At 70.3% G+C, this 11,736-nt stretch carries 9 protein-coding genes; 5 read left to right on the forward strand and 4 right to left on the reverse strand.

The annotated features are described in order from the left end of the window. Positions 1-3 precede the first annotated feature (3 nt). From NL1_RS22035 to NL1_RS22045, 3 genes are read right to left on the reverse strand one after another with little or no spacing between them, the layout of a single operon-like run. Positions 4-1,242, reverse strand: a complete 1,239-nt coding sequence (locus tag NL1_RS22035; protein WP_067842418.1) for an acyl-CoA dehydrogenase family protein — start codon at positions 1,240-1,242, stop codon at positions 4-6. Next, complete coding sequence (locus NL1_RS22040; RefSeq protein ID WP_067842422.1) at positions 1,227-2,291, reverse strand: acyl-CoA dehydrogenase family protein; 1,065 nt, start codon at positions 2,289-2,291, stop codon at positions 1,227-1,229. Before NL1_RS22040 ends, NL1_RS22035 begins: the two co-directional genes overlap by 16 nt. A 23-nt stretch (positions 2,292-2,314) precedes the next feature. Continuing rightward, complete coding sequence (locus tag NL1_RS22045; RefSeq protein ID WP_067842425.1) at positions 2,315-4,483, reverse strand: acyl-CoA dehydrogenase family protein; 2,169 nt, start codon at positions 4,481-4,483, stop codon at positions 2,315-2,317. Positions 4,484-4,629: 146 nt separating this feature from the next. On the opposite strand from NL1_RS22045, the gene kstR reads away from it, so the two are divergent. The 5 genes from kstR (at position 4,630) to NL1_RS22070 (ending at position 11,123) form a co-directional block, all read left to right on the forward strand. After that, entirely contained in the window at positions 4,630-5,280 is a 651-nt protein-coding gene (kstR, locus tag NL1_RS22050; RefSeq protein ID WP_067842427.1) for a cholesterol catabolism transcriptional regulator KstR, read from the forward strand. Between the two features lie 392 nt (positions 5,281-5,672). Next, positions 5,673-8,243, forward strand: a complete 2,571-nt coding sequence (otsB, locus tag NL1_RS22055; protein ID WP_067842430.1) for a trehalose-phosphatase — start codon at positions 5,673-5,675, stop codon at positions 8,241-8,243. A 167-nt stretch (positions 8,244-8,410) separates the two neighbouring features. Beyond that, positions 8,411-9,325 (forward strand): metal ABC transporter solute-binding protein, Zn/Mn family, encoded by a 915-nt coding sequence (locus NL1_RS22060; RefSeq protein ID WP_067842432.1) that lies wholly within the window; start codon positions 8,411-8,413, stop codon positions 9,323-9,325. Positions 9,326-9,345: 20 nt separating this feature from the next. Continuing rightward, a complete protein-coding gene (locus NL1_RS22065; protein WP_084510842.1) occupies positions 9,346-10,257 on the forward strand; it encodes a metal ABC transporter ATP-binding protein in 912 nt (303 codons plus the stop codon). A 29-nt stretch (positions 10,258-10,286) separates the two neighbouring features. Beyond that, positions 10,287-11,123 carry a metal ABC transporter permease gene (locus NL1_RS22070; protein WP_373862577.1) on the forward strand — a complete coding sequence of 279 codons (837 nt, stop codon included), beginning with the start codon at positions 10,287-10,289 and terminating at the stop codon, positions 11,121-11,123. A gap of 278 nt (positions 11,124-11,401) precedes the next feature. On the opposite strand, the gene NL1_RS38215 is transcribed toward NL1_RS22070, so the two are convergent. Next, positions 11,402-11,736, reverse strand: a 335-nt coding sequence (locus NL1_RS38215) for a hypothetical protein (RefSeq protein WP_162272760.1), incomplete at its 5' end; no start/stop codon positions are given.

Genomic DNA, 11,736 nt, shown 5'->3' on the forward strand with positions numbered 1-11,736 from the left:
TTCTTATCGGGGTACTCGCGGCAGGTTCAATCCGGCGGTGGCGACGAGTTCACGCATGATCTCGTTGACGCCGCCGCCGAAGGTCACCACGAGGTTCTGTTTGGTGCGCCGGTCCAGCCAGGTGAGCAGTTCGGCGGTGGCGGGCTCGGCCGGGTCGCCGTGGCGGCCGACGAGCTCCTCGGCAAGGCGGCCCGCTTCCTGGAGGGACTCGGTGGAGAACACTTTGGTGGCCGACGCGTCGGCGATGACCTGGGATTGGTCGCCGTCGACTCCGGCGGCGTCAGCGACGGGCCCGGAGGCGGTAGCGGAGCGTGACCACGCAGGGCCCCGCTCGCGCCGCCCATCAGACGCTGCGGCGACCTGCCAGTTCAGCAGTTCGTTGAGCCGGACCATGGCGTGCATGCGGCCCAGCGAGCGCTGCACGTCGGATTCGGCGAGCAGCCCGCGCGGTCGCGCCCAGTCGCGCACCCGGTCGTAGAGCTGTTCGATCTTGCCCGACGGGCCGAGGCTCACCCGCTCGTGATTGAGCTGGGTGGTGATCAGCCGCCAGCCCCGGTTCTCCTCGCCGACCAGCATGTCGGCCGGGACGCGGACGTTGTCGAAATAGGTGGCGTTGGTGTGGTGGGCGCCGTCGCAGGTGATGATCGGCGTCCAGGAGTAGCCGGGGTCCTTGGTGTCCACGATCAGGATCGTGATGCCGCGGTGGCGCGAATCCACCGTGCCGGTGCGGCAGGCCAGCCAGACGTAATCGGCCTCGTGCGCGCCGGTGGTGAAGATCTTCTGCCCGTTGACGATCCAGTCACCGGAGGCGTCGCGGACGGCGCTGGTGCGCAGCGAGGCCAGGTCGGTGCCCGCCTCCGGCTCGGAGTAGCCGATCGCGAAATGGATGTCGCCGGAAAGGATTCCGGGCAGGAACTTCTGCTTCTGCGCGTCGGTGCCGTAGGACTGCAAGGTCGGGCCGACGGTCAGCAGCGTCACCAGCGGCAGCGGGACATCCGCCCGCACCGCCTCGTTGAAGAAGATCTGCTGTTCGACGGGCCCGAAACCCTGCCCGCCGTATTCCTTCGGCCAGCCGACGCCGAGCCAACCGTCGCGGCCCATGCGCCGCACGACGGCGCGGTAGGCGTCGCCGTGCCGGTTCACCTGCATCTCGGCCTCCTCTTCGGGAGTGACGAGATCGGCGAAGTACGTGCGGAGTTCGTCGCGCAGCGCGCGCTGCTCGGCGGTCAGATCGATGAACATCTTGCTCCTAAGCGATCCAGACGGAACGACGCGCCGCCGAGCCAGCGGGCGATGTCCTTGGCCTGGGAGTAGTAGCGGTGCATCGGATGGGTCACGTCGACGCCGAGACCTCCGTGCAGGTGATGACACTTCTGCATGGCGGCGGGCAGCTCGGAGGCCACGGTATAGGCGAGCACGTCGAGGTCGTCGTCGACGCGCTCCATGTGCGCGGAGCCGGTATCGGACTGCGACAGCGCCCAGTTCGCCGAGACGGCCGCGGCGTGCAGGGTGCGGGAGACCACGTACAGGTCGCCGATCTGCTGGGCCACCGCCTGGAATTCGGCGAGCGGCCTGCCGAACTGACGGCGCACCCGCAGGTGTTCGGCGGTGAGCACCAGCGCGCCCTTCAGCAGGCCGTCGGCGACCGAGCCGATGCTCGCGACCGCCAACCGATGCAGCTGCGCGAGGTCGCCGGGGAGCAACTGCTCGGCCGGGATCTCCACGTTGTCCAGCAGGACGCTGCCCTCGGGCAGGCCACCCGAGGACGGTGACGCCGTGCGGGTCAGGCCCGCGGCGTCGCCGTCGACGAGCGCGATGCCGGAATCGGTCGGGATCAGCAGCCAGCGCGCCTGCTCGGCGTAGGGCACCGCGACCTTGTGCCCGCTGATCCGCACGACGGACCCTTCGGCGACCGCGGTCGTCTTCGGTGTCGCGGCGAACGGCGCGCCGGGCTCGCTGAGCGCCGCGGTGAGCACCGCGCCCTTGGCGACCTCGGGATAGATCCGTTCGGCCACCGCTTCGGGCAGCACTGGCAGCAGCGCGAGCAGCGCGATGCCCAGCGTCGGCAGGGCGGGCACCGCCACCGCGTCGGTGGCCAGCTCGGTGAGCAGCACGGAGATCTCCGGCAGGCCCATACCGTCGCCGCCGAAGCGCTCCGGCAACGCGACGACGAGCAGGCTCGAGTCGACGAGGCTCGGCCACAGCTCCATATCGCGAGCGGATTCACGCTCCAGCAAGCTCACTACTACTTCGGCGACGGCGTCCTGGCCCTCGTCCCTGGTGAAGTCCACGCTGTTCTCCCAGTCGAGTTCTGTCAGCTGTCCGTGTCGCGAGGCAGCCCGAGAATCCGCTCACCGGCCACGGTGAGCAAGATCTGTTCGGTGCCTCCCGCGATGGAAAGACAGCGCGTGAGCAGGAATTCGGTCACCTCGTCCGAATCCTGCGCACCGTTCGGTCCCGCCGCCTCCACGGCGAACTCTGCGACCGCCTGCCGGTGCCGCACACCGACCAGCTTGCGCACGCTGCTCTGCGCGCCGGGGTCGGCGCCCGCCAGCATCGCGACGGCGGCCCGCTGCTCGAGCAGCAGCCCGGCGATGGCCTCGGCGACGAAGCCGCCGAGCCGGTCGTTCCTCAGTTCCGCCCCCGGCCCGGTCGCGGGGAGCTTGGCGATGAGCTCCTCGAGCACCGGCCCGATTCCGTTGCCGCCCATCGCGACTCGTTCGGTGGACAGCGTGGAGCGGGCGATCTTCCAGCCGTTGTTCAGCGCGCCGACCAGGCAGTCGTCGGGGACGAAGACGTCGTCGAGGAACACCTCGCTGAATCGCGCCTCGCCGGTGATCTGCACCAGCGGGCGGACCTCCAGTCCCTTGCTGCGCATATCGACCAGGAAGTAGGAGATGCCGCGGTGCTTGGGCGCGTCGGCATCGGTGCGCGCCAGGCAGATGGCCCAGTTCGCCTTGTCGCCCAACGAAGTCCAGACCTTCTGGCCGTTCAGCACCCAGCCGCCCTCGACCCGCTTGGCGGTGGTGCGCAAGGCGGCGAGGTCGGAGCCCGCACCGGGCTCGCTGAACAGCTGGCACCACACCACCTCGCCGCGCAGGGTCGGCCAGGCGAAGCGATCGATCTGTTCCGGGGTGCCGTGCTGCAACAGTGTCGGGATCGCCCACCCGCCGATGGCGAGGTCGGGCGCGGTCAGGCCGGCGCGGCGCAGCTCCTCGGAGATGACCAGCCCGGTCATCGGGTCGGCGCCGCGACCGTAGGGCGCGGGCCAGTGCGGCATCGCCAGCCCCGCGTCCACCAGTGCGTTGCGCTGTTCGCCCGCGGGCAGCGCGGCGATCGAAGCGACCTCGGCAGCCAGACCGGTGGCGGCCGCGCCGTCCACGTCGACGCCCTCGGCGGCGAAGACCCGGTCGGCGCCGGTGGTCCGGCGCATGCCCGACCGCGTCAGCTCGGTGACCCTGGCCCGCCAGCGCGCCGAGCCGCCGAGCAGCTGGCGTAGCGCCGTGGCCCTGCGCAGGTAGAAGTGGGCGTCGTGTTCCCAGGTGAAGCCGATCCCGCCGAGCACCTGGATGCAGTCCTTGGCGGTCTCCACCGCGGCGTCCAGCGCGATGGCCGCGGCGATGGCGGCCGCGATCGGCAGTTCGGCGCCGCCCTCGTCGACGGCCGCCGCGGCGTCCAGCGCGACCGAGCGGATCAGCTCGGTGCGGCACAGCATCCACGCGCAGATGTGCTTGACCGCTTGGAAGGAACCGATCTTGCGGCCGAATTGCTCACGCACCTTGGCGTATTCGACCGCGGTGTCCAGGCACCAGCCGGCCACACCGGCGAGCTCGGCGGCGACGAGCGCCACGAGCAGGTCTTCGACGCGGTGCGCGGAGGTGAACATCCGCTCCGCGGGCACCGCGACATCGGCGCAGTGCACCCGGGCCAGCGGGGTGCTCGGGTCGGCGGAGGCGAGTTCCTCGATCCGCAGGCCCGCGGCGTCCGGCGGCACCAAGCACCAGCGCCGGCCCTCAGGGCCGGTGACGGGAAGTAGCACGGCGGTTCCGGCGGCGGCCCCGAGCACGTAGTCCCAGACACCGGTGAGCAACACCTCTTCGCCGTCGCCGGGTACCCTCGGACTCGTCTCGGACGAAACATCCGGACCGACAACGGCGTCGAGCGCGACACCGCACGGCAGGTCCTCAGCAAGGGCGCCCGCGGTGACCAGGTTGGCAAGTGCGGTGCTGAGCACCGGCCCGCCCACCAGGTCGTGCGCCGCCTGCTCCAGCAGCACGGCGAGATCGGCGACCGACCCACCAGCGCCACCAGCGTCCTCGGCGACCGCGACCCGGAAGATCCCGAGTTCGGCCAGCGCGGGCCAGTACGCGTGCCAGAACCCGACCGGCTCGGCCCGCATTGTTGCAATCGGCCGGACCGATCCGGCCCAGCCCCGCATCGACTCCTGAACGGCTTTATGCTCGTCAGTGGTGGCGATGGTCACACTCCAACCCGCCTTTCCGGCGTGACTCCCACACCTAGAACATGTTCTAATATCCTAGCCGGGCGGAAGTCAAGAGACGGCCATCCGTACCGGCTAGCACCGCGCGCCAGGCCGACGTACGACGTTCGAGGAAAGGACCCTTTTCGATGGCCAGCCCCTCCCGATCGCAGCCCGCCGACGCGAGCGCTGCCCGCCCAGCGACCGTGACGACGCTCAGCGAGGACGATCTGAGCTCGGCCGCGCAGCGCGAGCGGCGCAAGCGCATCCTGGACGCGACGCTGGCGCTGGCGTCCAAGGGCGGATACGACGCGGTGCAGATGCGCGCCGTCGCCGAGCGCGCGGATGTGGCCGTCGGCACCCTCTACCGGTACTTCCCGTCCAAGGTGCACCTGCTGGTCTCGGCGCTGGCGAGGGAGTTCGAGCAGATCGAGGGCAAACGCAAGCCGCTCGCCGGTACGACGCCGCAGGAGCGCATGCACCTGCTGCTCACCCAGATCACCAGAATGATGCAGCGCGACCCGCTGCTCACCGAGGCCATGACGCGCGCGTTCATGTTCGCCGACGCCTCCGCGGCGGCCGAGGTGGATCGCGTCGGCAAGGTGATGGACCGGGTTTTCGCCCGCGCCATGAACGACGGAGAACCGACCGAGCGGCAACTCGCCATTGCGCGCGTCATCAGTGACGTGTGGCTTTCCAATCTGGTCGCATGGCTAACTCGACGGGCTTCCGCGACCGATGTCACAGATCGTCTCGAACTGACCGTGGATCTTCTGCTCGGAGATCAAGCGGCGAAATAGCCAGTTGCAATAACTGCATCCACTGAATCGGATCGGAGCGTCCGGTCGACGGGCAGACTGCCCGCGACCGGACTACCGTGGTGTTATGCCGCGCTTGCCCCTGCACGCGGAGCAGACCGCGAACCGTCATGTCCGACAAAGCGACTCGAACCCGGCCGATCCGCCGGAGCGAAGCAGCTCGGCCGTGACGACCCTCGCGATCGCCGCGCGACCCGAACCGATTCGGGTCCACGGAAAGTTACTTGCTGGTTACCTGTGCGTTAACTGGGCAAATCCCGATAACCGGGTTGCAAACGTGCGCACGCATACCGGCGCGCTGTGGTGCGGTGAATTCAACACAGTATTGTTTTGCCCGCCCCTGAAACATCTCCTCCGATCACTAGGTTGGATGCGTGAGCGCACAGGATCTGCCACAGGAACTTCGACGAGCGTTGTCGACGGTCGCGCGCGAGCCACGGCTCTTGGTCGCGTCGGACTACGACGGGACATTGGCCCCGATCGTCTCCGACCCGACGAAGGCGTATCCGCACCGCGAATCGGTCAGCGCGCTACGCGCCCTCGCCGGCTTGACCGGAACGACGGCGGCCGTCATCTCCGGCCGCGCGCTGCGTGATCTAGCAGCGCTCTCCAGGCTTCCGGTCGAGGTGCAACTGATCGGTAGTCACGGCTCGGAGTTCGACGTCGGTTTCGTGCACGCGATCGACAACGACGCCAAACAGCTGCTTCAGGAAGTGCAGACCGCGCTGACGCAGATCGCCGCGGGCAATCCCGGCGTCACCGTCGAGATCAAGCCAGCCAGCGTCGCGCTGCACGTGCGCAACGCGGGCCCCGAGATCGGCCGCCGGGCGCTGACCTCGGTGCGCCAGGGCCCGGCCTGCTGGGTCGGCGTGCAGGTCACCGAGGGCAAGGCCGTCATCGAGCTGGCCGTCGTCCCCACCGACAAGGGCGCCGCGCTCGACACCATCCGCCATCAGGAGGGCGCGACCGCCGCGGTGTTCTTCGGTGACGACGTCACCGACGAGAAGGCCTTCCGCATGCTCTCCGGCCCGGACGTCGGCATCAAGGTCGGCGAGGGCGACAGCCTGGCCAAGTATCGGGTGGACACCACCGAAGCGGTCTCCTACGCGCTGGCCTTCCTGCTGGAGGAGCGGCGCACCTGGCTCGCGGGCGCGAGCGCGCCGCGCATCGAGCGGCTGACCATGCTGGCCAGCCCGCGCTCGGTGGCGCTGCTGACCCCCGACGCCACGGTCACCTGGTTCTGTCACCCGGAGCCGGATTCGGCCGCGGTGTTCGCGCATCTGCTCGGCGGGCCGCAGGCGGGCCACTTCACCGTCGCGCCGGAGCGGCCGGGGCTGCCGCTCTCGCAGCGCTACGTAGACAGCACCATGACCGTCGAAACCCGCTGGGCCAGTCTGCAAGTCGTCGACTACCTGCCGCACGACGTGACGCCCAACCGGACCGATCTGACCCGGGTGATCACGGGCGTGGCCAAGGCGGTCGTCACCTTCGCGCCGCGGCCGGAATTCGGCCAGGTGCCGGTGACGCTCGAATGCGAGCCGTCGGGCCTGCGGGTGCTCGGCACCAACGACCCGATGGTGCTGCGCTCCCCCGGCGTCCGCTGGGAGATCGAAAGCGACGGAACGCACGATGTGGCGCGCGCCGTCGTCGATCCCGCGAGCGGCCCGGTCGTACTGGAACTGCGCTGCGGCACACAGGATCTCGCGCCCGCGATGACCAGCGAGCCGGAGCGCCGCAGGGAGGCGCAGCGGTACTGGTCGGAGTGGGCACGCTCGCTGGAGCTGCCGCCGCTCAAGCCGGACCTGATGAAGCGCTCCGCGCTCACCCTGCGCGGGCTGGTGCACGCGCCGTCCGGCTCGATCCTCGCCGCGGCGACCACCTCGCTGCCCGAGGACATCGGCGGCGTCCGCAACTGGGACTACCGCTACTGCTGGCTGCGCGACGCCGCGCTCACCGCGCAGGCGCTGGTCTCGCTCGGCTCGCTGGCCGAGGCCGACCAGTTCCTCGGCTGGGTGCACCGCGTGCTGGAGACGCTGTCCGGCCCCGAGCGGCTGCACCCGCTGTACACCATCTACGGCGAGACCCTGCCGCCCGAGGCCGTCATCGACCAGCTCCCCGGATACGCCGGGTCGCGCCCGGTGCGCGTCGGCAACGCGGCGAACATGCAGGTGCAGCTGGACGTCTTCGGGCCGATCGTCGACCTGATCGCGACGCTGGCGCACGCCCGCGAGCACAAGGGCATCACCGATCCGGCCAAGGTGCTGCCGGACGCCGACTGGGAACTGGTGCACGCCATGGTCTCCGCGGTGCAGCGCCGCTGGACCGAGCCGGACCACGGCATCTGGGAGATCCGCGGCAACCCGCGCCACCACGTGTACTCGAAGGTGATGGGCTGGCTGACGGTCGACCGGGCGCTGACGCTGGCGCAGAAGTTCGACCGGCCGATCGAACCGGACTGGATCGAGCTGCGCGACACCATCGCCGAAGAGGTCAAGACCAAGGGCTGGAACGACGAGGTCCAGTCGTTCACCGCGGCCTACGACGGCACCGACCTGGACGCGGCCACCCTGCACATCGGCCTGAGCGGGCTGATCGACCCCTCCGACCCGCGCTTCGCCGCGACGGTGGTGGCGACCGAGGCCGAGCTGCGCAGCGGTTCGACCGTGTACCGCTACCACCACGACGACGGCCTGCCCGGCGGCGAGGGCGGATTCCACCTGTGCGCGGCCTGGCTGGTCGAGGCGTACCTGCTGATCGGCAAGCGCTCGGATGCCGAGGCGCTGTTCGCCCAGCTGGTCGATGTGGCGGGGCCGACCGGGCTGCTCAGCGAGGAGTACGACCCGGTGGCCGAGCGCTCGCTGGGCAACCACCCGCAGGCCTACAGCCACCTCGGTCTGCTGCGCTGCGCGCAGCTGCTGGCCCAGCCGGTGGAAGTGCTCGTCTGAGGGTCGCCGACCGGTCTTCGAGGCCCGCGGACCACACGGTCCGCGGGCCTCGCCGTTTCCGGGGCGGGTTACGGCAGCGGTGTGGCGGTAGCCGGGCGGTGGTCGGGTTGCGCGGGGCTGATAAAGTCAAACGGTAACGATTTCCATTATGATCTGGAGCACTCAGCATGCTCTGTTCGTATCGCCAGGAGTGCCCCCGCGTGAGTAGCCGAATTGCCTCGAAGTTCGCCGGCGTCGCCGTGGGGGTGGCGACCGCCCTCGCGCTGACCGCGTGCGGCAGCTCCGACGCCTCGGACAAGCCGCAGGTCGTCGCCTCGACCAACGTGTGGGGCAATATCGCCGCTACCGTCGCCGGTCCCGACGCGACCGTGACCGCCCTCATCACCGACCCCGCCGCCGACCCGCACTCGCACGAGACCTCGGCGGTCGAGTCTGCCGAGATCAGCGACGCCGACCTGGTCGTCTACAACGGCGGGGGCTACGACGAGTTCATCGAGAAGGCCGTCTCCGGCAGAGACAAGCGCACCGTCGACGCCTTCCAGTCCCGCGCCGACAAGAGCGACGAGAACGAGCACGTCTGGTACGACGTGACCACAGTCGGCGCGGTCGCCGACCAGATCGCGGGCGCGCTCGGCGAGATCGACTCGGCGCACGCCGCCGACTACGCCGCCCGCGCCACCGCCTTCAAGTCGCAGCTCGCCGGGATCACCGCGACCACCGGCGCGCTCGCCGCCCAGCACCCGAAAACGCCGGTGCTGCAAACCGAACCGCTCGCGCACTACCTGCTGCGCGCCGCCGGTGCGGAGGATCGCACACCGCACGAGTTCCAGGAGGCGATCGAGCAGGAGACCGATCCCGCGCCCGCGGCCGTCGCGGCAACCCGGGATCTGCTCACCGGCAAGCAGGTTCGCGCGCTCGTCTACAACGTGCAGACCCAGGACAAGATCACCCGCGACCTGCGCGGGCTCGCCGAGAACAACGGCGTCGCCGTCGTCGAGGTGACCGAAACCCTCCCCGAGGGAATGGATTACATTCAGTGGCAGACCAAGAACACCGAAGCGCTGGCCGAAGCGCTGGGCTGATCGACGAACAGCCGATCGAGATGTCCACGAGCAAGGGAGCCGCGCTGACCGAACACACCGCACAGGTGCGGCGGCGGATCGCGGACACCGACGGTGCGGCAGCCGTCCGGCTCGACGATGCCCGGCTGTCGTTCGGCGACCGCACCCTCTGGCAGGGCCTCGACCTCGAGGTGGCTCCCGGCGAGTTCATCGCCGTGCTCGGCCCCAACGGCTCCGGCAAGACCTCGTTGCTGAAGGTGCTGCTCGGCCAGCTCGCGCTCGGCTCGGGGCGGGCGTTCGTCGCCGGATCGCCCGCGCGCGCTGGCAACGCCGACATCGGCTATGTGCCGCAACAGAAGACGATCGACGCCGGCGTGCAGCTGCGCGGCGTCGACCTGGTCGGGCTCGGCGTCGACGGGCACCGCTGGGGCCTCGGCCTGCGCGGGCGGGCCGAACGCAAGCGCAAGGTGGCCGCCGCCATCGCGGCCGTCGGCGCGGAGAAGTTCGCGAGCGCGCCGCTGGAGTCCATGTCGGGAGGCGAGCAGCAGCGGCTGCGCGTGGCGCAAGCGCTGGTCGGCGACCCGAAGGTGCTGCTCTGCGACGAACCGCTGCTGAGCCTCGACCTGGCCAACCAGCGGCTGGTCGCCGAACTCATCGACCGGCGCAGGCGCAGCCACGACACCGCGGTGCTCTTCGTGACCCACGAGATCAATCCGATTCTGCCGCTGGTGGATCGGGTGCTGTACCTGGTGGACGGGAAGTTCCGGATCGGCACGCCCGACGAGGTGATGACCTCCGAGGTGCTCTCCGAGCTGTACCAGACCGAGGTCGACGTGCTGCGGGTGCGCGGACGGCTGGTGGTGGTCGGCACCGGGGACACCATGGACGCGCTCGGCGCCTCGAGCGCGCAGCACTGTCACGCCGAGCCCGACCAGAGCGGAGTCCGCGCGTGACCGACAAGCTCGCCGATGTCTTCTCGAAGATGTTCGACCTGTCCACCACGGCCGATCTGCTCGGCTACGACTTCGTCCAGCAGGCGGTGCTGGCGGCCGCCCTGCTCGGGCTGCTCGCCGGGGCGATCGGGCCGCTGATCATCAGCAGGCAGATGTCGTTCGCGGTACACGGCACCAGTGAGCTGTCGCTGACCGGAGCGGCCGCGGCGCTACTCGCCGGAATCGGCGTCGGGCTCGGAGCGATCATCGGGTCGGTGGTGGCCGCTGTGCTCTTCGGCGTGCTCGGAACCCGTGCGCGGGAACGCGATTCGGTGATCGCGGTGGTGCTCTCGTTCGGGCTCGGGCTCTCGGTGCTCTTCCTGTGGCTCGGGCCGGAGCGCGCCGGGTCCAAGTTCTCGCTGCTCACCGGTCAGGTGGTCAGCGTCGGATACAGCGGTCTCGCGCTGCTCATCACCTGCACGGTGCTGGTGCTGGCCGTGCTCGCGGTGATCTACCGTCCGCTGCTGTTCGCCAGCTCGGATCCGGAAGTCGCGGTCGCGCGCGGCGTCCCGGTGCGCGCCCTCGCGGTGATCTTCGCCGTGCTGCTCGGCATCACGGCGGCCTTCGGCGTCCAGATCGTCGGCGCGCTGCTCGTGCTCGCGCTGCTCATCACCCCCGCCGCGGCCGCCGCCCAGCTCACCGCCGACCCGGCCCGCGCCACGGTGCTGGCGATCGTCTTCGCCGAACTCGCCGCCGTCGGCGGCATCCTGCTGTCCCTGTCCCCCGGCGTTCCGGTGTCCACGTTCGTCACGGCGATCTCGTTCGTGATCTACGTGATCTGCCGCATCGTCGGCAACCGACGCCGCCAACTCGCCCGCGCCCGCTGAGCGGGTCACACGTCGCGCCGCAATGTGCGGCAGATGCTCGGTGATGACACCGCGCTCATGGCTCGACGCTGACCGCCGACCGCGACGCCACCGACCCGCAGCGGTGCGGGGTCGCATTGCCGAAGGTGACGCCACCGGTGCCAGGTCGTGCCTGGGTGCGGGCACCGGGGCAATCAGCCGCAGTGGCCGCCACCTGCGATCGATCCGCGGTGACGCCGGGCTCCAGGCCCATCGATGAACACGCGACCCGCCCCGCAGCGGTGCGGGCCGTGCGTAAATCAGTGATCCGCGAAGCCGACGAACGTGTGGAGGGTGTCGAGGGCTTCGGTGGTGGGGCGGGTCGCGCCGCGGTGGTAGGCGGCTTTGTAGGTGTCCGGGCCGAGGCGGTCGGTCAGGGTGGCGACGAGGGCGGTGAGGCGGGGTTCGCCCGCGTCGAAGTCGCCGCGGAGGGCGGCGCTGAGGCCGAGGGCTTCGGCGGCGTCTTCGGGGGCGTCCTCGAGTGTGCGCAGTTCAGCGAGGAGTTCGGCGACGTGGGCGGTGTTGGCCGCGTCGGACCAGGCAAGCAGGCCTGCGGCGGCGCGCGGGAGGAGCGCGCGGGCCGCGGCCGCTTCGC

Source organism: Nocardia lijiangensis NBRC 108240, from assembly GCF_001613045.1.
Classification (GTDB): Bacteria; Actinomycetota; Actinomycetes; order Mycobacteriales; family Mycobacteriaceae; genus Nocardia; species Nocardia lijiangensis.

Coding starts and splice junctions, on each gene's coding strand:
- NL1_RS22035 (WP_067842418.1), bottom strand. CDS start 1,242: ATGTTCATCGATCTGACCGCCGAGCAGCGCGCGCTGCGCGACGAACTC.
- NL1_RS22070 (WP_373862577.1), top strand. CDS start 10,287: ATGTTCGACCTGTCCACCACGGCCGATCTGCTCGGCTACGACTTCGTC.
- NL1_RS22060 (WP_067842432.1), top strand. CDS start 8,411: ATGCTCTGTTCGTATCGCCAGGAGTGCCCCCGCGTGAGTAGCCGAATT.
- kstR (WP_067842427.1), top strand. CDS start 4,630: ATGGCCAGCCCCTCCCGATCGCAGCCCGCCGACGCGAGCGCTGCCCGC.
- NL1_RS22065 (WP_084510842.1), top strand. CDS start 9,346: ATGTCCACGAGCAAGGGAGCCGCGCTGACCGAACACACCGCACAGGTG.